The organism is Rahnella sp. PAMC25559 (assembly GCF_050632365.1).
In the GTDB taxonomy this organism is placed as follows: Bacteria; Pseudomonadota; Gammaproteobacteria; order Enterobacterales; family Enterobacteriaceae; genus Rahnella; species Rahnella rivi.
In genome coordinates this window covers 2837441-2862176 of the sequence record NZ_CP192543.1, presented here as the reverse complement: position 1 = coordinate 2862176, position 24736 = coordinate 2837441, and the positions used below count along the sequence as shown (strand labels likewise).

Annotated in this window: 22 protein-coding genes; 10 read left to right on the top strand and 12 right to left on the bottom strand. The window is 57.6% G+C overall.

Annotated elements, in window-relative coordinates; translation table 11 throughout:
• Positions 1–126 precede the first annotated feature (126 nt).
• From ACQZQY_RS14615 to ACQZQY_RS14605, 3 genes are all read right to left on the bottom strand, one after another.
• Positions 127–1104 carry an oxidoreductase gene (locus ACQZQY_RS14615; protein WP_122095488.1) on the bottom strand — a complete coding sequence of 326 codons (978 nt, stop codon included), beginning with the start codon at positions 1102–1104 and terminating at the stop codon, positions 127–129.
• A gap of 185 nt (positions 1105–1289) precedes the next feature.
• Positions 1290–2627, bottom strand: a complete 1338-nt coding sequence (locus tag ACQZQY_RS14610) for an LLM class flavin-dependent oxidoreductase (RefSeq protein ID WP_431295853.1) — start codon at positions 2625–2627, stop codon at positions 1290–1292.
• A 9-nt stretch (positions 2628–2636) separates the two neighbouring features.
• Positions 2637–3623, bottom strand: a complete 987-nt coding sequence (locus tag ACQZQY_RS14605) for an MsnO8 family LLM class oxidoreductase (protein ID WP_431295852.1) — start codon at positions 3621–3623, stop codon at positions 2637–2639.
• A 236-nt stretch (positions 3624–3859) separates the two neighbouring features.
• Here ACQZQY_RS14605 and ACQZQY_RS14600 point away from each other — a divergent pair, with 236 nt between their 5' ends.
• From ACQZQY_RS14600 to ACQZQY_RS14580, 5 genes are all read left to right on the top strand, one after another.
• A complete protein-coding gene (locus ACQZQY_RS14600; RefSeq protein WP_122095490.1) occupies positions 3860–5044 on the top strand; it encodes a M20 peptidase aminoacylase family protein in 1185 nt (394 codons plus the stop codon).
• 204 nt (positions 5045–5248) lie between these two features.
• Positions 5249–6178 carry an ABC transporter substrate-binding protein gene (locus ACQZQY_RS14595; RefSeq protein ID WP_200930324.1) on the top strand — a complete coding sequence of 310 codons (930 nt, stop codon included), beginning with the start codon at positions 5249–5251 and terminating at the stop codon, positions 6176–6178.
• Positions 6179–6193: 15 nt separating this feature from the next.
• Positions 6194–6697 carry a GNAT family N-acetyltransferase gene (locus ACQZQY_RS14590; protein WP_056780587.1) on the top strand — a complete coding sequence of 168 codons (504 nt, stop codon included), beginning with the start codon at positions 6194–6196 and terminating at the stop codon, positions 6695–6697.
• Positions 6698–6732: 35 nt separating this feature from the next.
• Positions 6733–7647 carry an amino acid ABC transporter permease gene (locus tag ACQZQY_RS14585; protein WP_056780589.1) on the top strand — a complete coding sequence of 305 codons (915 nt, stop codon included), beginning with the start codon at positions 6733–6735 and terminating at the stop codon, positions 7645–7647.
• Between the two features lie 27 nt (positions 7648–7674).
• On the top strand, positions 7675–8520 hold the full coding sequence (locus ACQZQY_RS14580; protein WP_431295851.1) for an amino acid ABC transporter ATP-binding protein: 846 nt from the start codon (positions 7675–7677) through the stop codon (positions 8518–8520).
• 147 nt (positions 8521–8667) lie between these two features.
• On the opposite strand, the gene lsrG is transcribed toward ACQZQY_RS14580, so the two are convergent.
• Genes lsrG through lsrA form a run of 6 tightly spaced genes read right to left on the bottom strand, consistent with a single transcriptional unit; the run spans position 8668 to position 14543 of the window.
• Positions 8668–8958 carry a (4S)-4-hydroxy-5-phosphonooxypentane-2,3-dione isomerase gene (gene lsrG, locus ACQZQY_RS14575; protein ID WP_056780596.1) on the bottom strand — a complete coding sequence of 97 codons (291 nt, stop codon included), beginning with the start codon at positions 8956–8958 and terminating at the stop codon, positions 8668–8670.
• Positions 8959–8961: 3 nt separating this feature from the next.
• A complete protein-coding gene (lsrF, locus tag ACQZQY_RS14570; RefSeq protein WP_122095493.1) occupies positions 8962–9837 on the bottom strand; it encodes a 3-hydroxy-5-phosphonooxypentane-2,4-dione thiolase in 876 nt (291 codons plus the stop codon).
• 18 nt (positions 9838–9855) lie between these two features.
• Positions 9856–10857 carry an autoinducer 2 ABC transporter substrate-binding protein LsrB gene (gene lsrB / locus ACQZQY_RS14565; RefSeq protein WP_371414292.1) on the bottom strand — a complete coding sequence of 334 codons (1002 nt, stop codon included), beginning with the start codon at positions 10855–10857 and terminating at the stop codon, positions 9856–9858.
• 28 nt (positions 10858–10885) lie between these two features.
• Positions 10886–11911 (bottom strand): autoinducer 2 ABC transporter permease LsrD, encoded by a 1026-nt coding sequence (gene lsrD / locus ACQZQY_RS14560; RefSeq protein WP_183846745.1) that lies wholly within the window; start codon positions 11909–11911, stop codon positions 10886–10888.
• Positions 11911–12987 carry an autoinducer 2 ABC transporter permease LsrC gene (lsrC, locus tag ACQZQY_RS14555; protein WP_414071180.1) on the bottom strand — a complete coding sequence of 359 codons (1077 nt, stop codon included), beginning with the start codon at positions 12985–12987 and terminating at the stop codon, positions 11911–11913. Before lsrC ends, lsrD begins: the two co-directional genes overlap by 1 nt.
• On the bottom strand, positions 12981–14543 hold the full coding sequence (gene lsrA, locus ACQZQY_RS14550; protein ID WP_431295850.1) for an autoinducer 2 ABC transporter ATP-binding protein LsrA: 1563 nt from the start codon (positions 14541–14543) through the stop codon (positions 12981–12983). The genes lsrC and lsrA overlap by 7 nt, the downstream gene beginning before the upstream one ends.
• 231 nt (positions 14544–14774) lie before the next feature.
• On the opposite strand from lsrA, the gene lsrR reads away from it, so the two are divergent.
• Both lsrR and lsrK read left to right on the top strand, forming a co-directional pair.
• Complete coding sequence (gene lsrR, locus ACQZQY_RS14545) at positions 14775–15761, top strand: transcriptional regulator LsrR (protein WP_056780619.1); 987 nt, start codon at positions 14775–14777, stop codon at positions 15759–15761.
• A 70-nt stretch (positions 15762–15831) separates the two neighbouring features.
• A complete protein-coding gene (lsrK, locus tag ACQZQY_RS14540; RefSeq protein ID WP_431297194.1) occupies positions 15832–17424 on the top strand; it encodes an autoinducer-2 kinase in 1593 nt (530 codons plus the stop codon).
• Between the two features lie 44 nt (positions 17425–17468).
• Here the strand turns inward: lsrK and kdgT are convergent, their stop codons facing one another.
• Together kdgT and fsa are read right to left on the bottom strand one after the other, a co-directional pair.
• Complete coding sequence (gene kdgT, locus ACQZQY_RS14535; protein WP_431295849.1) at positions 17469–18464, bottom strand: 2-keto-3-deoxygluconate transporter; 996 nt, start codon at positions 18462–18464, stop codon at positions 17469–17471.
• A gap of 261 nt (positions 18465–18725) precedes the next feature.
• Positions 18726–19391, bottom strand: coding sequence for a fructose-6-phosphate aldolase (fsa, locus tag ACQZQY_RS14530; RefSeq protein ID WP_431295848.1), 666 nt, complete (start codon positions 19389–19391; stop codon positions 18726–18728).
• A 146-nt stretch (positions 19392–19537) separates the two neighbouring features.
• Between fsa and ACQZQY_RS14525 the strand changes: the two genes are divergently transcribed.
• From ACQZQY_RS14525 to ACQZQY_RS14515, 3 genes are read left to right on the top strand one after another with little or no spacing between them, the layout of a single operon-like run.
• A complete protein-coding gene (locus tag ACQZQY_RS14525; RefSeq protein ID WP_431295847.1) occupies positions 19538–20437 on the top strand; it encodes a glycyl-radical enzyme activating protein in 900 nt (299 codons plus the stop codon).
• A 5-nt stretch (positions 20438–20442) separates the two neighbouring features.
• Positions 20443–22875 (top strand): formate C-acetyltransferase/glycerol dehydratase family glycyl radical enzyme, encoded by a 2433-nt coding sequence (locus tag ACQZQY_RS14520; RefSeq protein ID WP_431295846.1) that lies wholly within the window; start codon positions 20443–20445, stop codon positions 22873–22875.
• A 60-nt stretch (positions 22876–22935) separates the two neighbouring features.
• Positions 22936–23679: a DNA-binding transcriptional regulator YciT gene (locus ACQZQY_RS14515; protein WP_122095503.1), complete on the top strand. Its 744-nt coding sequence runs from the start codon at positions 22936–22938 to the stop codon at positions 23677–23679.
• A gap of 12 nt (positions 23680–23691) precedes the next feature.
• On the opposite strand, the gene araD is transcribed toward ACQZQY_RS14515, so the two are convergent.
• Complete coding sequence (gene araD, locus ACQZQY_RS14510) at positions 23692–24387, bottom strand: L-ribulose-5-phosphate 4-epimerase (protein WP_122095504.1); 696 nt, start codon at positions 24385–24387, stop codon at positions 23692–23694.
• Between the last annotated feature and the right edge of the window lie 349 nt (positions 24388–24736).

Genomic DNA, 24736 nt, shown 5'->3' with positions numbered 1-24736 from the left:
AATTTCATTCTCTTTTTTCTCAGAGGGACATTCTTTTTATCGGCTGGTCAGGGGCAATTCTTTAGAGCGAAGAGAAAATTGAGCGGAAAGTTACCCGGTATCGCAGAGGATACCGGGTCAGGCAGCTTAGCCGCCGATTTTCACCAGGGTTCTGCCCTGAATGTTATTGTTCAGGAAATCTGCCGCCACCGCCGGCGTCATTTCCAGCGTGATCTCCGTGGCAGCCTGCTGGTAGAAGCTTTCCGGCAAGGTATTCATCAGGCGTTCCCAGACCGCCGCACGACGTTCGGCAGGCACCGACACCGAATCGACGCCCTGCAGGCGCACATTGCGCAGGATAAACGGCATTACGGTAGTCGGCAGATTAAACCCTCCGGCCAGGCCGCAGGCCGCCACGCAGCCGCCGTAATTGGTCTGCGCCAGCAGTTTCGCCAGTACTTTGTCGCCGACCGTATCCACCGCACCGGCCCAGATCTGTTTTTCCAGCGGACGGGTTTCGGCAAAATCATCGCGGGAAAGGATCTCGCTGGCACCCAGTTTGCGCAGGTATTCGTGGGTCGATTCCCGGCCCGTGACCGCCGCCACGGTGTAACCGAGGGTATGCAGTAACGCCACCGCCGTGCTGCCAACACCCCCGCTGGCACCGGTCACCACCACGGTGCCGCTTTCCGGGGTCACGCCGGCGTCTTCCAGCGCCATCACGCACAGCATGGCGGTGAATCCGGCGGTACCGATGATCATGGCGTTACGCGCCGCCATGCCTTCCGGCAAGTGCACCAGCCAGTCGCCTTTCACGCAGGCCTGTTCCGCCAGCCCGCCCCAATGGGTTTCACCGACGCCCCAGCCGGTGAGGATCACTGACTGCCCGACGGAGAAACGCGGGTCTTTGCTGCGGCTGACGTGGCCGGAAAAATCGATGCCCGGCACCATCGGAAACTGACGGATAATTTTGCCCTGGCCGGTGATAGCCAGCGCGTCTTTGTAATTAAGCCCTGACCAGCTGACATCGACCAGCACATCGCCTTCCGTCATTTCCGGCAGCGCAATCTCTTTCACGTGCGCAAGCGTTGCCTTGTCTTGTTGTTCGAGAACCAATGCTTTCATATGTTTTCCTTGAGCGTTCCGGGATTTCGAAGGGTTTTGCGAAACCTACGCCCAATCTTTTGACGAGGCAAGCCCGGAAGGCTTTTTGTCAGGATACCCCCCGGCACCCTGTACCGCCCTGCAAAGCAAAAAGCCCGCTCGGGGCTACCGAAGCGGGCGGGGAATCAATGGCTAGTATGTTGTAACTATTTTTCGTTGACCGTTTCGTGGCGGGTTTCCTGCACGCTGTAGCGGTTGGATTTGAACGGAATATCCAGCCGTTCGCGCAGCGTCGTCGCCTGCGAAGGATGCCAGTAACCGCGCGCTTCCAGCACCGGCAACACCAGCCGCGTGATGTCGGCGAGCGCTTCCACCAGTACCGGTCCGCTAATGATAAATCCGCTCGCTCCGCCCTCTTCCACCCAGCGGATCAACGTATCGGCGACCTGCTCCGGCGTGCCGAAAAACTCACCGCGCGGCAGCGTGGTCTGATAGGCCACTTCACGCAGTGTCAGATGCTGCTCTTTAGCCTGTTTCTTGATGCTGTCTGTGGTCGAACGGAAGGTGTTTTGCCCCAGATCGCCCAGCTCCGGGAACGGGCCGTCTGGCGGATACTGGCTGAAATCGTGGTGATCGAAGAAGCGCCCGAGGTACGCCAGCACATCGTCGAGGGATAACAGCGACAGCAAATACTGATATTTGGCTTCGGCCTCTTCTTCGGTATGGCCGACAATCGGGCTGATGCCGGGGAAAATACCCACCGGATGACGGCCATTTTTCGCCACCTGCGCCTGTAATTTGGCCGAATACTCCTGCGCTTCTTCCAGCGTGCGGGCGTTAGTGAAAACGGCATCGGCAGATTTTCCCGCCAGGGCGATCCCCGCATCCGACGCACCGGCCTGGAAAATCACCGGCTGCCCCTGCGGCGAACGCTGAATGTTCAGCGGCCCTTCCACCGAGAAGAACTGCCCCTGATGGTTCAGTTTGTGCAGTTTGGCGGCATCGAAAAATACGCCACTTTCGCGGTCACGGACAAAGGCATCGTCTTCCCACGAATCCCACAACCCCTGCACCACGCTGATGTACTCCTCGGCAATCTGGTAACGCAGCGCGTGTTCAGGGTGATCCTTGCCAAAGTTTTTAGCTGAACCGGCCAGCGGCGACGTCACCACGTTCCAGCCCGCGCGCCCCTGGCTGATGTTGTCTACCGTCGCCAGCTGACGCGCGACGGTAAAGGGATCGCTGTAAGAGGTTGAAATGGTGCCCGCCAGCCCGATGCTGTGCGTGGCCGAGGCCAGCGCAGACAGCAACGCGATCGGCTCAAAACGGTTGAGGAAATGCGGCAGCGATTTTTCGTTGATGTGCAGACCGTCGGCGACAAACAGGAAATCAAACCCGGCGGCTTCGGCGCGCAGGGCCAGATCACGAAAATAGGGGAAATTAACGCTCGCATCGGCAGGCGCCTGTTGATGCCGCCACGAATTCATATGGCCGCCTGCACCGTGCAACATCAGACCGAGCTTGATACTTTTTGAATGGCTCATGAAATCTCCTTACAGCTGGCCAGCCAGCAATTCAATGGACTTCAGACGCACGGCGGCATCTGTCAGTGGGGTGTGCAGGACGAATTCGTTGACGCACAGACGGCGCTGAATATCACGCAACTGCTCATGGATATCGCCGGGTGTGCCGTGCAGCACGCTTATCTGCTGCTTTTCGATGGTGAACTGTTTCTCACCGGCCTGACGGACAAAGGCTTCCGCCTGCTCGCGCGTGCCGACGGTGACATGCCGGTCGCCAATCGTGACGCGAAAATTGTGTTGTTCCGCCACCAGAGCGGCGGCCTCTTCACGCGTCTGCGCCGCCAGCACCGCCAGGCTCACCAGCGCCTGGCCCTGACCCGCAGAATATTCATGGAATGCCAGCACCGATTCGGTCATCACTTCTGCTGACGTATTGATGAAACCGGCGAAAACAAAGTTCCAGCCAAGGGATGCCGCCAGCCGCGCGCTCTCTTTACTGGCACCCAGCAGAAAGCGCTGCGGAGCCACCGGCGGACGGGGCAAGGCGCGCGCTTCGGTCCCGGCCAGGTGGTCATCAAGATGAGTCAGATAATGCGTGAGTTGCTGCAACTGCGCGGGAAAACCCGGCGCATTATCAGCGTGATTGTGCGCACGCAAGGCTTTGGTCGAAAGCGGCAAACCGCCGGGCGCCTTGCCGATGCCGATATCAACGCGATCCGGGGCCAGCGAGGACAAAAGATGGAAATTTTCCGCCACTTTGTACGGGCTGTAATGCTGCAGCATCACACCGCCGGAGCCGATACGCAGCCGCGAGGTGCGCGCCAGCAGCCAGGCCATCAGCACTTCCGGCGAACTGCCGGCCAGCTTATCGGTGTCATGGTGCTCGGAAACCCACAAGCGGTGATACCCCAGTTTTTCCGCCGCCTGCGCAAAGGTCAGCGTCGCCTCCAGTGCCTGCGCAGCGCTCTGCCCGTCAGGTATCGGGCTTTGATCTAATAAGCTCAGTCGGTAATTCACGTCGGGCATTCCTTTTTATCTGCCGGTGTCCGGTAGCAACATCATTAATGATAAAAAGAGTTTCACGAAGTCAGCCTGAAACGAAATAATTAAATCGCGTTTCTATAGTGAATATTTTGCTATGCGGCACGTTTGCGATTTCGTTTATAAATTATAGCCACAGGGTATTTAGTCCCTTCGCCCTGAGTGGCTAGGATGAAATGACTGCAATCTCTACCCATATAAGGCTATTTATAATGACCCTTTCACTTGCCGATGAAATCCGTACCGATGCAGGTACAAAAAATACTGAATTAGAAAAGCAGCTCATCGCCCACCGTCGCGAATTACATCAACATCCCGAATTATCCAATCAGGAATTTGTCACCACCCGGAAAATTACCGACTGGCTGAACGCGGCGGGGATCCGTATTTTATCCCTCGGCCTGAAAACCGGCGTTGTCGCTGAAATTGGCCCTGAGCACGGGCCGGTGGTGGCGCTGCGCGGGGATATCGACGCCCTGCCGATTGAAGAAACCTCCGGCGTGCCGTTCAGCTCGCAGCAACCGGGCGTCATGCACGCCTGCGGCCATGATTTCCACACGTCGGTGATCCTCGGTGCGGCCTACTTGCTCAAAGCGCGGGAAGACCAATTGCCTGGCCGCGTGCGGTTGTTTTTCCAGCCTGCGGAAGAGCGGTTTGGCGGTGCCTCACAGCTGATCAAGGCCGGTGCGCTGGAAAACGTTGATGCGATTTTTGGTCTGCACAATGCGCCTGAATTGCCGGTGGGCACCTTCTCCACCAAGGGCGGCGCGTTCTACGCCAACGTCGATCGCTTCCAGATAACGGTTACCGGCAAAGGCGCGCACGCGGCGCATCCGGAAGAAGGTGTGGACAGCATTGTTACCGCCAGCCATATCGTCACCGCGCTGCAAACACTGGTCAGCCGCAATGTGGCGGCGCAGGAATCGGCGGTGGTCAGCGTGACCCGCATCGAGGGCGGCAACACCTGGAACGTTCTGCCCCAGCATGTCGAACTGGAAGGCACGGTGCGCACGCACAACGACGATATCAGGGAGCAAATTCCGGGGCGGATCCGCCAGCTGATTTCCGGCGTCGCCGCTGCCCTGGGCGCACAAGCCGAACTGCACTGGTTTGGCGGGCCACCGGCGGTCGTCAACACCCCACGCTGGGCAGAGTTCAGCCTGCAGGCAGCGGCTGAATTTGGGTACAAGGCCGAAGTGGCCACCGCGCAAATGGGCGGCGAAGACTTTGCGTTTTATCTGCATCACGTCCCCGGTGCATTCGTCAGCATCGGCTCAGCCAGCGAATTTGGTTTACATCATCCGCAGTTTAATCCGGATGAAGCCGCTATTTTCCCGGCGGCGAATTATTTCCAGCAACTGGCCGAAAAAGCCCTGCAGGAATTAACCGCCGGATAACCGCTTTATTCCAGATTTTATTTCCTCACGCCCGGATATTCCGGGCATTTTTCGTGGGTTTTATCCGCTGCTCTGTATTTCCATTTTCTCTCTTTGATTATTTAATTTTGTTGTTTTACATCCCTGTAACACTCGGGAATAGTGAAAGTGTCACCTCACTGTCATCACCACAGACAATAAGCATGCAGGGTAAAAATAATAATGATGAAACATAGCGCCACTCTCACAGCCACCGCCATCGCAGCACTCGTCAGTTTTTCTTCAGCAGCTTACGCCGCGCCGGGTATTGATCTGATTGCCAATGAAACGCCGATACACACGCCGAAAAGCCCGGAAGCCGTGGCAAAAATTCCGGCCAACTTTAAATTTGTCGAACCGGGGACGCTGACCGTGGCACTGGCCGTCCTCGGCAGTGCCCCACCCTTTGGCCTGTTCGCCCGTGATAACAAAACGGTGATCGGCAGCGAGGCGGATATCGCCCGCCTGGTGGCCGACGGTCTGGGCCTGAAGCTGAAAGTGGTCCCGGCTGCCTGGGAGGACTGGCCGCTGGGCGTCACCTCCGGCAAATACGACGCGGCGATCTACAACATCACCGTGACCAAAGACCGCAAAACCAAATTTGATTTCGCCACTTACCGCGAAGACACGCTGGGCTTTTACGTGAAGACCGGCAGCAAAATCACCTCGATAAAATCCGCACCGGACATCGCCGGGAAACGCATTATCGTCGGCTCCGGCACCAATCAGGAAGCCGTGCTGCTGGCGTGGGATAAAGAGAATCAGGCCAAGGGGCTGCCGGCGTTTAAACCGCAATACGTGACCGACGATGCCGCCGCGACGCTGGCGATCCAGTCTGGCCGCGCCGATGCTACTTTCGGCCCGAACGTGACCGGCGCGTATAAATCGCTGCTGACCGGTAAAACCCAACTGGTCGGCACCGTGCCGGGCGGCTGGCCGAAAACCGCCAACATCGCTGTCACGCTGAAAAAGGGTAACGGATTAGTGGATGCCGTGCAGGCGTCGCTCAACAGCGCCATCGCCAGCGGTGCCTATTTACAGGTGCTGGATCGCTGGGGCGAGAGCGTCGAGAAAATTGACCATTCAGAAATCAACCCGCCGGGACTGGGCGACTGATCAGGAGACTGCACCATGAGCGACGATATCTTTATTCAGACCGTGCCGGACGATCCGCTGATTGCGCCGGTCATCGAGGGGTTATTTGGTGAATACCGCGAGCGCTACGGCGACTTTTTCTCCAGCCAGCCACCGGAAGATGACAGCGTATTTTCCGCCCCCGGCGGCGCATTTATCGTCCTGCTGAGAAACGGCGCGCCCATTGCGATGGGCGCCTACAAACGCTACGACGAAGACACTGCCGAACTGAAACGCATCTGGACGCACCGTTCGCTGCGCCGTCAGGGGCTGGCACAGAAGATTTTGCAGGAACTGGAGCGTCGGGTCGCGGCACAAGGTTACCGCCGGGTCTTTCTGACCACGGGTTTCCGTCAGCCGGAAGCCGTCGGGTTGTATTTATCCCACGGTTATCAGCCGCAGTTCGACACCCGGCTGGATCCGGAAGTGTATTCCCGCCCGCCGTATGACGGGCGTCTGCCCTTCATCAAGGCGCTGACCGCTGATGTTCCGGTCACCTGACCGGCACGATAACACTGAATACAGGCAGAAAAAGTATGAGCGAAAACACATCCCCGTTCGTGAATCATCCCCCGCTGAAAGTGGTGCCGGCACGCTATCCGTGGCGGCTGGCCGGTGCGGTTTTTTCGGTGTTCATTTTGCTGGCGATTGTGCAGTCGATAGCCACCAATCCCCGCTGGGAATGGGGTGTGTTTCGCCAGTGGTTTTTTGAACCGGTGATTTTGTCGGGGCTGGGTAAAACCCTGCTTCTCACCCTGCTCGGCACGGTATTTGGCGTGATCTTCGGCACCGCGCTGGCCCTCGCCCGTCTGTCGAAATCCTACCTGCTCAACTCGCTGGCCTGGGGTTACATCTGGTTGTTCCGTTCGCTGCCGTTGTTGCTGGTGCTGATCATCCTCTACAACTTTTCCTATCTGTACGACAACCTCTCGCTCGGCATTCCGTTTACCTCACTGTCGTTTTTCAGCACCCCGACCGTCGATCTGCTGGATCAGTTCTCCGTCGCCGTGCTTGGCCTGTCGCTGGTGCAATCGGCGTATACCGCAGAGATCATCCGCGGCGGGATCATGGGCGTTGAGCAGGGTCAGCACGAAGCGGCAGCGGCGCTGGGGTTACCGGCATACCGCCGCACCTTCCGCATCATTTTGCCGCAGGCGCTGCGTTCAATTCTGCCGACCGGTTTTAATGAAGTGATCAGCCTGGCGAAAGGCACGTCGATTGTGTACGTGCTGTCGATGCCGGAACTGTTTTACACCGTGCAGGTGATTTACAACCGCACGCAGCAGGTGATCCCGCTGCTGATGGTGGCGACCATCTGGTATCTGCTGATCACTACGGTGCTGTCGGTTTTACAGTATTACGTCGAGCGTTATTTCTCACGCGGCACCGTACGTCAGACCGCCCCGACGCTTTTTCAGCGCCTGCGCCAGTGGCGTCTGACCCGCGCATGAGCGGCTTAAATTTCCAGGAGAATCATCATGTCCGAAGCCTTTGATTTATTTGTAAACCGTCCGGCGGAAACTCCCGTTAAGCCGTTATTCCCGCGCAGGCCGCAGGCGGCCACCGTCGGGCACATCAGTATCAGTAACCTGAGCAAATATTACGGCGCGCATAAGGCGCTGGATAACGTCAGCCTGAACATCGAACCGGGGACGGTCACGGTGATCCTCGGCCCCTCGGGCTCCGGCAAATCCACCCTGCTGCGCACCATCAATCATCTCGAACGCGTGGACGAAGGTTTTATTCAGATCGACGGCGAGTACATCGGTTACCGCCGCAAGGGTGACACGCTGTACGAACTGAAAGAGCGCGCCATTCTTAAACAGCGCACCCACGTCGGTTATGTGTTCCAAAATTTCAATTTGTTCCCGCACATGACGGTGCTGGATAACATTATCGAAGCGCCGGTGGTGCACGGTTTCCTGAGCCGCAAGCAGGCCATCCTGCGGGCCTATGATCTGCTCGACACCGTTGGCCTGCGCGAAAAAGCCCACGCCTGGCCGCGACATTTGTCCGGCGGCCAGCAGCAACGCATCGCCATTGCGCGTGCGCTGGCACTCAATCCCAAAGTCATGCTGTTCGACGAACCCACCTCCGCCCTTGACCCGGAGCTGGTCGGCGAAGTGCTGGACGTGATTAAAAAACTCGCGCAGTCGGGCGTCACGCTGGTGGTGGTCACCCATGAAATCGGCTTTGCGCGCCAGGTGGCGGATCAGGTGGTGTTTATGGTAGATGGCCGCGTGGTGGAAAGCGGCGCTGCCGCACAGGTACTGGAGCGCCCGGTTCATGCGAGGACCAAAGCTTTCTTAGAGAAGGTGCTTTAAGATTTCCGATTGCACCGGAAGCTGGCAGGAAAGTGCTTTTACCGTTTTGGATTACGCCCCGCTTTTTCAGCAAGCGCGGTTTACGCACCTGGGCGGCGGCGACAGGCCGCCCCCCAGGCCGGTGTTATCTTGACGTTAAACGTCAGCTTACGGATATACCCCTTTAAACACCGTCTTCTTCCTCGGCTCCGACATAATCCCCTCGAGTGCCTCGACGCACCGGAGATAATGCGGGGTTTTCTTATGCGCCAGCACCGCGTCGTTATCCTGATAGGCTTCGTAGATAAAGAACCGCGTCGGTACCGTCTCGTCCTGCAATACATCAAACCGCAGATTTCCCGGCTCCTGCACTGCGCCGAGATGGTTGGCGTGGAACACTTTCAGAAACTCTTCCACCTTCTCCGGCTGAACATTAATTTCGACCAGCGTCACTTCCATGATTCACCCCTTTTCGCTCAGGAACAGTTCATACGCATGCGCCACGCTGGCGTTTTCATGCACCACCGCCTTCACGGCTTTCAGCATGGCGACCGGTGATTCTGACTGGAAGATGTTGCGCCCCATATCGACACCCGATGCGCCCTGATCAATGGCCTTGAAGCACATTTCCAGCGCCTCGCGTTCCGGCAGTTTTTTACCGCCGGCTATCACGATAGGCACCGGGCAGCCCGCCGCGACGCGCTCAAAACCTTCATCAACGAAATAGGTTTTGATGATGTTGGCGCCCATTTCCGCCGCGATGCGGGTCGCCAGCGAGAAGTAACGCTGATCGCGCGCCATGTCGGTTCCGACGCCGGTCACCGCCATGGTCGGCATGCCGTAGCGCATCCCCTGATCAACCAGCTGAATAATATTTTTAATCGACTGATGCTCGTATTCACTGCCGATATACACCTGCGCCGCCATCGCCGTGACGTTCAGGCGCAGCGCATCTTCAATCGCCACCGCCACCGTTTCGTTGGAAAGTTCGGTCAGGATCGAGTTGCCGCCGGACGCGCGCATCACCACCGGTTTGTTGACGGCGGCAGGCACCACGCTGCGCAGCACGCCACGGGTACACATCAGCACGTCAGTGTGGGCGAACAGCGGCGCAATGTTGATGTCAATGCGCTCAAGGCCGGTCGTCGGGCCCTGAAAATAGCCGTGGTCAAAGGCCAGCATGACCGTACGACCGGATTCAGGATTGAAAATCCGCGCCAGCCGCGACTGCATGCCCCAGTCCAGCTGACCGCAGCCTTTAAGAAAGAAGGCGTGATTGTGCTGCGGCGTGCCGATGCCGAAGTTTTTGCCGTCTCTGATGTCATCCAGATCTGCCATTTTCCTGTCTCCTTATCGTCAGAAATCGTATTTACCGATGTTGTCTTTGGTGAAGACCACACGCTCCGGCAGTAACACAATGCCGTTGCCTTTGGCCTCATACTGGTAGCCCTGCACGCTGTTCGGCATCACTTCCACCGTTCCGACGTCCGGTACGTCCAGTTTGTCACCCACGTTAAATTCGCCTTTTTTCAATAAATGGTCGGCCACGTAAACCGAGATTTTGCCCTGACTGACCACGTCCCACAGACCGAACTGTTTCACTGTGCCGCGCTCAACGTACGGGCGCATCACGTTTGGCGTACTGAAGCCGACGATGGTGACGTTGGTGCGTTTGAGGTTTTCCGCTGCCTGTGCGGCAGCCGGTAATGCGTTGGCGTCAGGGGCAATAATCGCGTCGAGATCGCCATAAGATTTGAGGATCCCTTCGGCGGTTTGCAGGGATTTGGTGGCGTCGTTATAGCCGTACTGCGTGGTCACGATTTCCCAGCCCGGATGCTCTTTGGCGATTTTGGCTTTCGCCTCTTTCACCCACTGGTTCTGGTCGGTCACCGTCGGGCTGGAATAGAAGAACGCCACTTTGGCTTTTTCTTTTTTCACCTGACTCGCCGTCATCTCCACCAGCATGGATCCGAGCTGCTGCGGGGTGCCCTGGTTGATGTAAATCGAGCGGCATTCCGGTTTGGTATCGGAATCCCAGGTCAGCACTTTCACGCCGCGCTGCATGGCGCGTTTCAGCGCCGGACACAATCCGTCGGGCGACACCGCCGCGACCACAATCGCGTTGTAGCCCTGATTGACGAAGTTGTTGATCATCTGCACCTGACCGGAAACGCTCGGTTCGGTCGGGCCGTCGTAGGTCACATCCACGCCCAACGCCTTGCCCGCCGCCGTGGCGCCGTTACCGCCGCTGGTGAAATAACCGACGCCCACCAGTTTAGGAATAAACGCGATACGTTCTGCCGCCTGCGCGCTCAGGCAGGCGAGGCTGACGGCGCTGGCAATTAATACGGTTTTCATTGTGTTGGCTTTCATCATTAACCCCGGCTTATTGAGAAGACGTGACAGAAGAAGAAGGCGCAGACCAACGCTGGCGATAACGCTGGAAAACACTGCGGATAAGACCCCGGTTGAGGCTGGCGGAACGGCCAATCACCACCAGGATAAGCAGCGCACCCGACAGCGCGCTGGAAACCTGACTGGAGACGCCGACCATCTGTAAACCCTGCTGGAGATACCCGATCAGCAGCGTCGCCAGCGCCGTGCCGAGAATGGAACCTGAACCGCCGTAGATATTGGCGCCGCCGAGCACCACGGCGGTGATGGCGGGCATCAGCAAGGCGTTACCGAGATCAGAACGCGCCGAGCCGAAATAAGAGGTCATCAGAATGGCGGCCACTGCCGAGGCCAGCCCGGTCATGCCGTAAAGGGCAAACACCGTGCGGCTGACCGGCAGCGCGCCGTAACGCGCCACACGGGCATTCTGACCGATGAGGAACACGTTGCGACCGGTGCGACTGCGGTGCATCAGCAGCCAGAAAAACAGCGTCGCCAGCAGGAAGATCAGCAGCGGCATGGGTAATCCCAGCACCACCTGATTGGCGAAATTGGTAAAGGCATCCGGGAAATTACCGATGCCTTCGAAACCCGTCGCGCCCGCCAGCCCCGAAAGCAGCAAAGCGCTGCCGCCGAACAGGTAGAGCGTTCCGAGCGTGATCACCAGCGGATTGACGCCGGTATAGAGGATCAGCGCCGCGTTGAGTAAACCGCAGGCGGCACCGAGCGCCAGCGTGAGGACTATCGCCAGCGCCAGCGGCACACCGGCCTGGCACAGCACGCCGAGCGCGATGGCGCACAGGCCGATGGTGGAACCGAAAGAAATGTCGATGCCACCGCTGACAATCACCAGCGTCAGCGGCAGCGCCACAATGCCGATGGTGATGAAATCACTGGTACTGAACAGCAGTGTACTGGCGTCCAGCATGCGCGGGTTGGCGAAACCGAACAGCAAGATTTCGGCAATCAGCAGCACCAGCAGCGCTGCTTCCCAGCCATATTGTTGAAGTTTGTTCATCACACCACCCCGCTCTTTTTGCCGGTACTTAGCCGTCGGCTGGTATTTTTCGGTTGCTGAGATTTACGTTCAGCAGGTTTCTTTGAAACCGGCGGGCTGGCGGAAAGGAAACGGGCGTATTTCTGGCGGCGCAGGTTTTTCTGCAACGCCTGCCGCAATCTGCCGTCAAACACCAGCACCGCCAGCAACACCACGCCGGCGATGAAATCGTTCCACCAGGCAGGAAGACGCAACAGCACCAGCACGCTGTCAATTTGGGTCAGGAAATAGGCGCCGAGCACCGCGCCGACGATTGAACCGGTGCCGCCGAGCAGGCTGATGCCGCCCAGCACGCAGGCAGCGATGGCTTTCATCTCCAGCCCGCTGCCGGTCTGGTTTGGCACAAAGCCGATTTGCGAGGCGAACACGATCCCGGCGATCGCCGCCATCATGCCGTTGATGCCGAACGCCAGAATGCGCACGCGGTTGACCGCCACGCCGAGCTGCCGTGCGCCCTGTAAGTTGTCACCGACAGCGTAGAAACTGCGGCCAAAGGCGGTGCGGCTGAGCATCCAGAACATCGCCACAAGTAAAACAATCACCAGCCAGCCCAGTGATGAAACGCTGAGGAACACCGGTTCAGAGAGCGATTTCAGCCCGGCCGGTAAGCCTTCAATCCATTTGCCGCCGGTCATCAGCAGCATCAGCCCGCGGTATAACCCGAGCGTACCGAGCGTGGCGACAATCGCCGGAATACGCAGCCACGCGACCAGCACACCGTTGAACACCCCGGCCAGCAGGCCGGTGCCGAGCGTCAGCAGACAGGCCAGCGGCAGGCTCATGCCGCCGTTGAGCAGCACGCCCAGCGTCACGGCGCACAGGCCGGTAATGGAACCCACCGACACGTCAATGTTGCGGGTCAGCATCACCACGGTGGCCCCCATCGCCAGCAACATCAGGATCTGCGCGCTGCCAAAAATCATGCTCAGGGTCTGGAAGCTGAACGACTGGCTGTCCATTGCGCCGAGCAGGGCAAACAGCGCGATAATCGCCATCAGCGCGGTCAGTTCGCGATTGTTCTGTATGCGCTTTAGCATGAGGATCCTCCGGTGGCGGCGGTCTGGGGATGATTACCAAACGCGATGTGCATGATGTTATTGACGTTGATGTCCGCCCCGCGCAATTCGCCGCTCAGTTCACCCTGATGCATGACGAACACGCGCCCTGCCAGCGCTTCGATCTCATCCAGATCGGAAGAAATCAGGATCACCGCCACGTTCTGCTCCACCACGTTGCGCAGCAGCTGGTAAATGTCGGCGCGCGCGGACACATCCACGCCCCGCGTCGGTTCATCCACAATCAGCACCGCTGGCTGCGCCTCGAGGCATTTGGCGATCAGCAGTTTTTGCTGATTACCGCCGGAAAGCGTGCGGGCGGTTTGCGCCCCGTCGCGGTATTTAATGCCGAGTGCCCGGTGATAGCGTTCCAGCACCGCGGCTTCGCGTTTGATATTCAGCCACCAGCCCTGACGGTTGAAGGTGAGTGAGGTGGTGTTCCAGCTCAGCGGCGCATCCAGATACAGACCGGAGGCCTGCCGGTCTTCCGGCAGATACACCAGCCCTTTTTTCATCCGCTGTAAGGTCGTCAGGCCGCTGATGTCTTGTTGCATCAGCGTCACCTGACCGCTTTGCGCGGGGCGCAGGCCATACAGGGTTTCCGCCAGTTCGGTTCGCCCTGCCCCCACCACGCCTGCCAGCCCGACGATTTCACCGGCGCGGGCGCTGAAGGAAATATTGATAAAGCCTTCACCGGTCAGATTCTGCACCTGCAAGACCGGTTCGCTGCCTGCCTGATTACGCCGTGTGCCGGGCAGATCCAGCCACAGTTTTTGTTCTGCGGGCAGCGCGTTGTCCAGGTTTTGCGGGGTGATAGCGCGGATCAGCGCATCGTTATCGAGGTCAGCCAGTGTGCCGCTCAGCGCGATATTGCCGTCTCGCATGACGCTGACACGGTCGGCAATCGCGCGGATTTCCGGCAGTTTATGCGAGATAAACACCACGCCGACGCCTTTGTCAGTCAGATGCCTGACCTGGGTAAAGAGGCGGGCGGATTCTGCCGGTGTCAGCGAGGCGGTCGGTTCATCGAGGATCAGCAATCGCGCGTCGCGCATCAGACCGCGCAGGATTTCCACCAGTTGCTGATCGGCCACCTCAAGGGTGCCTGCCAGCGCACCGAGCGGCAGGTTGCAGCCCAGCCCGTCCAGCGTGTGTTGCAGTTTTTTCTCGCTGGCCTGCCGGGCGGGTAAGCGAAACAGAATATTTTCGCGCACCGTCAGGCTCGGGAACAGCATCGGCTCCTGCGGCACCAGATAGATGCCCGCCTCATGCGCTTTCGCGGGGGTCATCGCCACCAGCGGTTGCCCCGCGAGCTGCATCTCACCGCTGTCCGCTGTCTCGACGCCGGCAATGATTTTCATCAGCGTTGATTTCCCGGCCCCATTCCCGCCGAGCAGCGCATGCACTTCCCCGGAGTGCAGGCTGAAACTGATGTCTTTCAGCACGGCGATACCGGAAAAACTTTTGCTGACGCCGCTGACCTGTAAAAGTACAGGCGGGCAACCGGGTGCTGCGGATGAATGTTCGCTGTGCTGCATGCGTCGCCCTCGGACTGGATACATTAAGTGAACAAATGTATTTATCATTTAACATTGTTCATAAACCTAGTCTGCGGCGGGGAAGAAAACTTTTGGGTCGATCACAATTTGTTCAACTCATATACTCTGCGATATGATTCAGGCGTCAATCATTTGGAATTTGCCATACACATCACAGTTAACAACATTTCGTTAACGAACAATTGATCTACATTTTGATAAGTGTTCACTATGACTTCTGAAAACGGCACAAAAACGGTCCTGTCCGATTTAACTAATCATCTGGAATTCAGCATGGGTGAAGAGGAACTGCTGGCGCGCACCGCGTGGTTCTATTACCACGACGGCCTGACCCAAAATGAGATTGGTGAACGGCTAGGGCTGACGCGGCTGAAAGTCTCGCGCCTGCTGGAAAAAGGCCGGCAGTCCGGGGTGATCCGGGTGCAAATAAACTCGCGTTTCGAGGGGTGTCTGTCGCTGGAAAACACCCTGCTGGAACGTTTTGACTTGCAGCAAATCCGCGTGCTGCCGCAGCTGGCCGACGGCTCGCTGAGCGCACGGTTGGGCGTCGGCGCGGCGCATATGCTGATGACCCTGCTCAAACCAGAACAGCTGCTGGCGGTAGGGTTTGGCGAAACGGCGATGAGTACGCTGCAACACCTGAGCGGATTTATCTCCTCGCAGCAAATCCGCATGGTGACGCTTTCCGGCGGTGTCGGGCCGTACATGACCGGCATCGGCCAGCTGGATGCCGCCTGCGGGGTCAGCATTATTCCCGCACCGCTGCGGGCGTCATCCGCCAGCGTGGCCGCGATTTTTCGTCAGGAACGAAACGTTCACGACGTGATGCTGGCAGCCTGCGCCGCCGATATCGCGGTGGTCGGCATTGGTTCGCTGAACCAGAAACAGGAAGCGACCATCCTGCGCTCCGGGTATATCAGCGAAGGCGAACAGTTGTTATTTGGCCGCAAAGGCGCGGTCGGCGACATTCTCGGTTTCTTTATGCAGCGCAGCGGCGAGCTGGCAGAAAATATGGCGATCCACGATGAGCTGATCGCCGTGAAGCCGGACGAACTGGCCAGCATCCCCACCGTGTTAGGCGTGGCGGGCGGTGTCGAGAAAGCCGAGGCCATTGTCGCGGCGCTGAAAGGTAAACGCATTAACGCACTGGTTACTGAAGAGAGCACAGCAAGAGCCATGCTGGCGCTGCTCGGCTGACCCGCAGGGTGTAAGGGGTGTGGCGGTCAGGTAACAGGTGCCCGATAAACCGGCACGGGAGAACCTGGCGATGACCTCAACCCTGAACTCTGACCACGAACGCAGCTATTTAATGGCGCTGGACGCCGGGACCGGCAGTGTCCGCGCGGTGATTTTCAATCTCGAAGGCGAACAGATAGCCGCCGGACAGGCCGAGTGGATCCATCTGGCGGTGCCGGATGTGCCCGGCTCGATGGAATTTGATCTGCAAAAAAACTGGCAGCTGGCCTGCCAGTGTATCCGTCAGGCATTGCAGGAAGCACATCTCCCCGCCTCCGCCATCCGCGCCGTTGCCGCCTGTTCGATGCGCGAAGGCATTGTGCTGTATGACAAATCCGGCGCCCCGATCTGGGCCTGCGCCAATGTGGATGCGCGCGCCAGCCGCGAAGTCTCCGAACTGAAAGAAATCCACGATTTTGAATTTGAACGCGAAGTCTATGAATGTTCCGGCCAGACCCTGGCACTCAGCGCCATGCCGCGTTTGCTGTGGCTGGCTCATCATCGCCCGGATATCTACCGTCAGGCCGCTACCATCACGATGATCAGCGACTGGCTGGCGTATATGCTCAGCGGCGAACTGGCGGTTGACCCGTCAAACGCCGGCACCACCGGGATGTTAGATCTCACCACCCGTAACTGGCGGCCTGAGTTGCTGGACATGGCCGGTCTGCGTGCCGATATGCTGTCGCCGGTGGCTGAAACCGGCACCCGCCTCGGCTACGTCACCGCCAGCGCCGCCGATGCCTGCGGGCTGAAAGCGGGTACGCCGGTCGGCATGGGCGGCGGCGACGCGCAGCTCGGCACGCTCGGCCTCGGGCTGGTGCGCCCCGGCCAGACCGCCGTACTCGGCGGCACGTTCTGGCAGCAAATCGTCAATTTACCCCAGCCGGTGACCGACCCTGAGATGAATATCCGCGTGAATCCGCACGTCATCCCCGGCATGGCACAGGCAGAATCCATCAGCTTTTTCACCGGCCTGACCATGCGCTGGTTCCGTGATGCGTTCTGCACCGAAGAGAAAACCCTGGCGCAGCGCCTGGGCGTGGACACATACAGCCTGCTGGAAGACATGGCCGCCCGCGTGCCGGTCGGTTCGTGGGGGGTGACGCCGGTGTTCTCTGATGCGATGCATTTCAAAAACTGGTATCACGCCGCGCCGTCGTTCATCAATCTCTCCATCGACCCTGAAAAATGCAACAAACCGACGTTGTTCCGCGCACTGGAGGAAAACGCCGCTATCGTCTCGGCCTGTAATCTTGACATGATCGCCGCTTTTTCAGGCGTGCGCGCCAAATCACTGGTGTTTTCCGGTGGCGGTTCGAAGGGGAAATTGTGGTGTCAGATTTTAAGCGACGTTACCGGCGTGCCGGTGAATGTGCCGGTGGTAAAAGAAGCCACGGCGCTGGGCTGCGCGATTGCGGCCGGTGTGGCTGCCGGGGCGTATGCCTCTCTCGCAGATACCGGCGAAGCCCTGGTGCGCTGGGAGCGGGAATATCAGCCGGATGTGGCGAATCATGCAAAATATCTGGTGCAGAAAGCCAACTGGCAGGAAGTATATGCCGATCAACTGGGGCTGGTTGACCGGCATTTGACGACGTCGATGTGGAAAGCGCCGGGGTTATAAACCGGGGTGATAAAGGGGGAACTGAACGCCCCCTTCGTTTCTGCTTATTTAATTCGCGCCACCGTCTCCAGCTTAACGCTCTGTTTTGCTGCTCTTCCTTTCATTTTTTTCGACCACATGGCGGTCAGGATAGGGACCAGAATCGAGGTCACAATCACCGAGGTGGCGACCAGCGCCGTGGCGGCCGGGGCGACGGCTTTGAATTCCGGCACCATTTCAGCAATCAGCACGGGCGTTGCCACTGCCGCACCGGCGGAGCTGGAGGCGGCGATACCGGCGGTTCCGTCTCCTCCTCCGATAAATTTATCTGCCAGCATCAGCGGGATACCGGTCACGACAATCACCGAAAGACCCAGCAGAACACCCAGCAGACCTGTCTGTGCGATCACGGTCAGATTGATGGTGCAACCGAGTGCAAAACCAAAGAACGGGATCAGCGTTTTAATCGCTTTGCCGAAGAATTCACGCAGTTCAGGATCCAGATTCCCCAGGCCAAAACCAATCAGGAAGGGCAGAACGGCACCGACAAAGACGTGCGGTTCAAAAGAGGCGATACCCGCCGTGCCGAGAATGATCATAGTCATCAGCGGGCCAGATTCCAGCGACATCAGAACAAAGGCGCTCGCCTCTTCTTTCGTGCCGTATTGCTCCATCACCGAGGCGTATAAACCGCCGTTAGTCATGTCCATCGCCGCCACCAGCGCCAGCACCGACAGCCCGGCGAAGAAGCCAAACTCGACGCCGTTTTCCGGCATAAAGCGCGAGGCTATTGCCGCCACAATCCAGGCAACGGCGATTTTGGTGATAACCAGTGTGCCGGATTTACGCAGTACGGTACCGGTCGCGCTGATTTTGATGGAGGCACCCATGCAGAAAAACCAGACCGCCAGAATAGGCACCGTGCCGGTCATCAGCCCGTTGGTGAAGGAACCGAAATATTTTCCCGAGTCAGGGGCAAAGGTGTGACACAGCGCGCCGATGAACAGAGGCACCAACATCATGCCGCCGGGGATTCTTTCTATCGCTCTTTTAATGTGCATATTTTCCACCTGATATAAAAGTATTGGATGACGTTATGCCACTACGTTATCCATTCATCAGGCTTATAAAATTGACCGCAATCATAAAATGAAACGATGTTTCTATTTTTTAGATCAGCGGTTTCATTAATGGCGTTCGTCAATAATTAATTTCGGCGCGAAATCACATTTCCAACTTTTTTGTACGAAAATTCTTAACCTATGGAAACAAAAAAACCCGCAACAGTGACCTGTGCGGGCGGGGGTGAAACGAAGGGAAAATCAGCCGAGGGACGTGGTGCCGAAGGCCTGCCGCCAGTCTGCGTCAAACTTTTCTATGGCCGCTTCGACCGCAGGCGTGTTGAGCAGCTGTTCAGCCACGTCCACCGGCAGGGTGATCGACTGGCAGCCTGCCAGCAAACAATCCATCGCCTGACGCGGCGTTCTGAAACTCGCTGCCAGCACTTTGGACTGCGGTGCATGGAGGGTGAGAAGCGTCTGTAACTCTTTGACCATCGCGATACCGTCACCGCCCTGCGCGTCGACCCGGTTCACATAAGGCGCAACATATTCCGCACCGGCCAGCGCCGATAACAATCCCTGACCCGCGCCGTAAACCGCCGTGCCGAGCGTCGGAATGTTCATCCCTTTCAGCTTTTTAATCGCCGCCAGGCCTTCCCCCGTGACCGGTATTTTCACCACTAAACCCGATACCCGCTGAGAGAGTAACAGGGCTTCAGCGACCATTTGCTCGGCATCTGACGCCATCACCTGCGCAAATAATTTCCCGGTGCCGCCCAGCGCATCACGCAGTGCGGGCAGTACGTCCCACAGCGATTTCCCCTCTTTCGCCACAATACTCGGATTGGTGGTCACTCCCTGTAACGGCAGAATGCGTGAAAGACGTTTTACCGCAATGACATCGGCAGTATCGAGATACAGCTCCATAACCCTCTCCTTGAAACCTGTGAGCGAATGCAAAGTTCTGAGAGTGTACGCCTGCAAGCGCAAGGTTTGTTGATCATCATCAAACTGACTTACGAATGAAAGCCTGTAAATTATGAGTGAAGGTTTTTAACCGCGAGAGTGTCCGTATGATTTTCAATGTGCAGCGTTATTCCACTCATGATGGCCCGGGGATCCGCACGGTCGTCTTTCTCAAAGGCTGTTCACTGAGTTGCACCTGGTGTCAGAACCCGGAAAGCCGTGCGGCTGGGCCTGACATTCTGTTCGACGCCCGCCTGTGCAGCGCCGGATGCCAGCACTGTGCGCAGGCATTTCCGCACGCCGTGGCCGTCACGGAGCACGGTATACAGATCCGGCGGGACGATTTCCTCGCCCGCGATATGTGTCAGATAGAACAGGTTTGCCCGGCCGGTGCGCTGAGCGTGTGCGGGAATGAGGCGGATATCGACGCGCTGATGGCGCAGATCCTGCGCGATAAACCTTTTTATCAGCGCACCGGCGGCGGCGTGACGCTTTCCGGCGGTGAACCTTTTATGCAGCCGCACACCACGCTGACGCTGCTGCAACGTTGCCGTCAGGAAGGGCTGCACACCGCCGTGGAAAGCTGTCTGCATGTGCCGTGGAAATACATCGACCCTTCACTTGGCGCGCTGGATTTGCTGCTGGCCGATCTCAAACATGTCGCCGACGCCCCCTTCCGGCGGCTGACCGGTGGCTCGGCCAGACGGGTGCTGGATAATTTCCGGCGTCTGGCCGCAGCGGGTCAGAGGCTGATTGTGCGCGTTCCGCTGATCCCTGATTTCAACGCCGACCGGGCGTCTGTCCGTCAGATTATCGATTTTGCTGCTGAAGAAACGGGCTGCGAAGCCATCCATTTTTTGCCGTATCACACCCTGGGTATCAATAAATACGTCCTGCTCGGACAACCATATCTGGCCGCGCGCCAGCCGTTAAATGACCCTGACCTGCTGACGTTCGCCGAAGAATACGCCGCAGAAAAAGGGCTTTGTGCACAGTTAAGAGGATAAAAAGAATGACTCAACTGAACCTGAACACCCTTTCCGCCCGTATCCGTGCGCATAAAGAAGCGCTGATCCATATCGTTAAACCGCCGGTTTGTACCGAGCGCGCGCAGCATTACACGCAGGTTTATCAGCAACACGCCGACAAACCGCTGCCGGTTCGCCGCGCGCTGGCGCTGGCCAGACACCTGAGTCAGCGCACCCTCTGGATCAAACATGACGAGCTGATCGTCGGCAATCAGGCCAGCGAAGTGCGCGCCGCGCCGATTTTTCCGGAATACACCGTCGGCTGGATTGAAAATGAAATAGACGCGCTGGCTGACCGTCCGGGGGCAGGTTTTGCCGTCAGCGCAGCCAATAAGAAAATCCTGCATGAAATTTGCCCGTGGTGGCGCGGCCAGACGGTGCAGGATCGCTGCTACGGCATGTTCACTGACGAACAAAAAGCGCTGCTCGACAGCGGCATCGTAAAAGCCGAAGGCAATATGACGTCCGGTGATGCCCATCTGGCGGTGAATTTCCCGCTGCTGCTGGAGCTGGGGCTGGACGGGCTGCGTCAGAAAGTCGATGAGCGCCGCAGCCGCATTAATCTGACTGACTGGGAGGATTTGCATAAAGAACAGCTGCTGAAAGCCATTGATATCACCCTGGCGGCGGTCAGCGATCACATCGTCCGCTACGCCGGCCTGGCGCGCGAAATGGCCGCGTCGGAGCCGCGCGAAAGCCGCCGTGCTGAATTGCTGACTATCGCTGCCCACTGCGAGCTGATCGCCCATCAGCCGCCTGAAAACTTCTGGCAGGCCTTGCAGCTTTGCTATTTCATTCAGCTGATTTTGCAGATTGAATCCAACGGTCACTCGGTGTCGTTTGGCCGCATGGATCAGTATCTGTATCCGTTTTACCGCCGCGATGTTGAGCTGGAGCAGACGCTGGAACGCCATCAGGCGATCGAGTTGCTGCAAAGCTGCTGGCTGAAACTGCTGGAGGTCAATAAGATCCGCTCCGGTACGCATTCGAAAGCGTCAGCGGGCAGTCCGTTGTATCAGAACGTCACCATCGGCGGTCAGAATCTGCATCACGGCGTGCCGTCTGATGCCGTAAATCCCCTTTCCTACGCGGTGCTGGAATCGTGCGGGCAGCTGCGTTCGACCCAGCCAAACCTGAGCGTGCGCTATCACGCCGGTATGAGTGCCGATTTCCTCGATGCCTGTGTACAGGTGATCCGCTGCGGATTCGGTATGCCCGCCTTTAATAACGATGAGATCGTGATCCCTGAATTCATCAAACTGGGCGTCGAAAAAGAAGATGCTTACGATTATGCCGCCATCGGCTGCATCGAAACCGCGGTCGGTGGAAAATGGGGTTACCGCTGCACCGGCATGAGTTTTATCAACTTTGCCCGCGTCATGCTCACCGCGCTGGAACAGGGGCAGGACGCGAAAAGCCAAACCTGCTTCCTGCCGCAGGCACGCGGTTTGTCGCAGGGGAATTTCGAGAATTTCGAACAGGTGTTTGCCCAGTGGGATGCGCAGATCCGTTATTACACGCGTAAATCCATCGAAATCGAATGCGTGGTTGATACCGTCCTGGAAGAAAATGCGCAGGATATTCTCTGCTCGGCGCTGGTCGATGACTGCATCGAGCGCGGCAAAACCATCAAACAGGGCGGCGCGAAGTACGACTGGGTATCAGGGTTGCAGGTCGGTATCGCCAATCTGGGGAACAGCCTGGCGGCGGTAAAAAAACTGGTGTTCGATCAGGGTGTGATTGGCCAGCAGGAACTGGCTAAAGCGCTGGCATCAGACTATGAGGGGCTGGACGGTGAGCGTCTGCGTCAGCGTCTGATTAACGGCGCGGAAAAATACGGCAACGATCATGATGACGTGGACCAGCTGCTGGTACGCGCCTATCAGTGTTACATCGACGAACTGGCAAATTATCACAACACCCGCTTTGGCCGTGGCCCGACTGGCGGCACCTACTACGCGGGGACCTCGTCGATTTCTGCCAACGTGCCCTTTGGTGCGGCCACCCCAGCAACACCAGACGGAAGAAAGGCGTACACTCCGCTGGCAGAAGGCGCGAGCCCGGCATCCGGCACTGACCATCTCGGGCCGACGGCGGTGTTTAATTCGCTGGGTAAATTGCCGACCGCAGCAATCCTCGGTGGGGTGTTGCTGAACCAGAAACTGAATCCGGCCTCCCTGGACAATGAAGGCGACCGCCAGACGTTAATGCTGATGCTGCGCACCTTCTTTGAGGAACATCGTGGCTGGCACGTGCAGTACAACATTGTCTCCCGCGAGACGCTGCTCAAGGCACGCGAAGAGCCGCAAAACTACCGCGATCTGGTGGTGCGCGTTGCCGGTTATTCCGCGTTCTTTACGGCTTTATCGCCTGAGGCGCAGGATGATATTATTGCGCGCACTGAACATACGCTTTGATGTTCTCCTCTGAATTTACCTTTATCGGGGCGGCTGTGGCCGCCCGTATTTCGGGCGATTATGAACGACAGACAACAAGTTATTCTGCAATGGGTAAACGATAAACAACGGATCAGCGTCAGTGAGTTGTCGGAGATTTGTCAGGTGTCGGAAGTGACCATCCGTCATGATCTGACCCAGCTGGAGCAGCGTGATTATCTGCGTCGTGCGCACGGCTTTGCCGTCGCCATTCAGACCGACGACGTGGATACCCGCATGATGTCGAATTTCGCCCAGAAACAAAAACTGGCCAGGTTCGCCGCATCGTTAATCCGCGACGGTGAAACGGTCTTTTTTGAAAGCGGCAGCAGCATTGCCCTGCTGGCACAGTACCTTTCCGACAAGAAGAATCTGACGGTGATCACCGTCAGCAGCTATGTGGCGTCACTGCTGAAAAGTATGCCGTGCGAGGTGGTGTTGCTCGGCGGTATGTATCAGAAAACCAGCCAGACAGTGGTCGGCCCGCTGACCAAAATGTGTCTGCAACAGACCAATTTCAGTAAGGCATTTGTCGGCATTGACGGGTTTACTGAGGCCACCGGATTTACCGGCAGAGATATGTTGCGGGCGGATATTGTCAATGCGGTGATAGCGAAAGGCGCTGAGAACATTGTGCTGACGGACTCGTCGAAGTTCGGCCAGATTAACCTCAATCCCCTTGGGCCGGTCAATGCCTTCAGCCGGGTGATCACAGACGACAAACTGCCGGAAGACTTTCAGCAACAGCTTGCGCTTTCAGGGGTAAAAGTCAGCCTGGTCGGCTGACTTCATCCTGTCTCACTGACCGTAATAGGCGTTCTTGCCGTGTTTGCGTAAATAATGTTTATCCAGTAACTGCGGCTGCATGTCTGGCAGCTGCGGCGTCAGCTGGCGGGAAAAGATGCCCATGTAGGCGATTTCTTCCAGCACGACCGCATTGTGCACCGCGTTATCTGCATCTTTCCCCCAGGTGAACGGCCCGTGAGAATGCACCAGCACGGCCGGGATATCAGCCGGTGACAGGTTGCGTTCGGCGAACGTTTTCACGATCACCTCTCCGGTTTCCCATTCGTAACGCCCGGCAATTTCTGCTTCGGTCATCAGGCGCGTGCAGGGAATATTGCCGTAAAAATAATCCGCGTGCGTGGTGCCCCATGCCGGAATATCAATGCCTGCCTGCGCCCAGATGGTGGCATGGCGCGAATGGGTATGCACGATGCCGCCCGCCTGCGGGAAATTCAGGTATAACACCCGGTGGGTGTCGGTATCGGATGAGGGCTTTTTATTGCCTTCAACCACTTTGCCGGATTCCAGCTCCACCACCACCATGTCATCCACACCCATGTTTTCATATTCCACGCCGGACGGCTTGATGACCATCAGCCCCTGCTGGCGATCTACCGCGCTGACATTTCCCCAGGTGAAGGTCACCAGATGATGGCGAGGCAGTGCCAGGTTGGCCTCCAGTACCTGCTCTTTCAGTTGTTTCAGCATGTTGGTTCCCTCGTCTGTCGATGACCTATTGTCTGGGCGGCAGGAGGTGGCAGGTATGGGGGAAATCGCTAAAGAGTGCGTACAGTTCTGCTGCAAACACAAAAGTGCCCGCAGGGACAGATTTGGATGAAATCTCACCGCGCTTTAGTCTTTTGTGCTCCGCTCACGCAGCGCACTGGTGAATTAAGATTATTCACCTAGTGAATGAATGGTAATTTCACTATTTTAATTCAACGGATGCAAAAGTGCGTCCGGATGATACGAATTATGAATAAAGGTTCGGAACAGCCAGAGAATTTGTAAGTAGCGTGAAGGAATACAAGGTGAATTTCGGTGAGAATGCTGCAAC

Coding starts and splice junctions, on each gene's coding strand:
- ACQZQY_RS14595 (WP_200930324.1), top strand. CDS start 5,249: ATGAAACATAGCGCCACTCTCACAGCCACCGCCATCGCAGCACTCGTC.
- lsrB (WP_371414292.1), bottom strand. CDS start 10,857: ATGAAAACCGTATTAATTGCCAGCGCCGTCAGCCTCGCCTGCCTGAGC.
- ACQZQY_RS14615 (WP_122095488.1), bottom strand. CDS start 1,104: ATGAAAGCATTGGTTCTCGAACAACAAGACAAGGCAACGCTTGCGCAC.
- fsa (WP_431295848.1), bottom strand. CDS start 19,391: ATGGAGCTGTATCTCGATACTGCCGATGTCATTGCGGTAAAACGTCTT.
- ACQZQY_RS14520 (WP_431295846.1), top strand. CDS start 20,443: ATGACTCAACTGAACCTGAACACCCTTTCCGCCCGTATCCGTGCGCAT.
- ACQZQY_RS14580 (WP_431295851.1), top strand. CDS start 7,675: ATGTCCGAAGCCTTTGATTTATTTGTAAACCGTCCGGCGGAAACTCCC.
- lsrF (WP_122095493.1), bottom strand. CDS start 9,837: ATGGCAGATCTGGATGACATCAGAGACGGCAAAAACTTCGGCATCGGC.
- ACQZQY_RS14590 (WP_056780587.1), top strand. CDS start 6,194: ATGAGCGACGATATCTTTATTCAGACCGTGCCGGACGATCCGCTGATT.
- lsrA (WP_431295850.1), bottom strand. CDS start 14,543: ATGCAGCACAGCGAACATTCATCCGCAGCACCCGGTTGCCCGCCTGTA.
- ACQZQY_RS14600 (WP_122095490.1), top strand. CDS start 3,860: ATGACCCTTTCACTTGCCGATGAAATCCGTACCGATGCAGGTACAAAA.
- lsrG (WP_056780596.1), bottom strand. CDS start 8,958: ATGGAAGTGACGCTGGTCGAAATTAATGTTCAGCCGGAGAAGGTGGAA.
- ACQZQY_RS14610 (WP_431295853.1), bottom strand. CDS start 2,627: ATGAGCCATTCAAAAAGTATCAAGCTCGGTCTGATGTTGCACGGTGCA.
- ACQZQY_RS14585 (WP_056780589.1), top strand. CDS start 6,733: ATGAGCGAAAACACATCCCCGTTCGTGAATCATCCCCCGCTGAAAGTG.
- lsrC (WP_414071180.1), bottom strand. CDS start 12,987: ATGCTAAAGCGCATACAGAACAATCGCGAACTGACCGCGCTGATGGCG.
- ACQZQY_RS14525 (WP_431295847.1), top strand. CDS start 19,538: ATGATTTTCAATGTGCAGCGTTATTCCACTCATGATGGCCCGGGGATC.
- lsrK (WP_431297194.1), top strand. CDS start 15,832: ATGACCTCAACCCTGAACTCTGACCACGAACGCAGCTATTTAATGGCG.
- ACQZQY_RS14515 (WP_122095503.1), top strand. CDS start 22,936: ATGAACGACAGACAACAAGTTATTCTGCAATGGGTAAACGATAAACAA.
- lsrR (WP_056780619.1), top strand. CDS start 14,775: ATGACTTCTGAAAACGGCACAAAAACGGTCCTGTCCGATTTAACTAAT.
- araD (WP_122095504.1), bottom strand. CDS start 24,387: ATGCTGAAACAACTGAAAGAGCAGGTACTGGAGGCCAACCTGGCACTG.
- kdgT (WP_431295849.1), bottom strand. CDS start 18,464: ATGCACATTAAAAGAGCGATAGAAAGAATCCCCGGCGGCATGATGTTG.
- lsrD (WP_183846745.1), bottom strand. CDS start 11,911: ATGAACAAACTTCAACAATATGGCTGGGAAGCAGCGCTGCTGGTGCTG.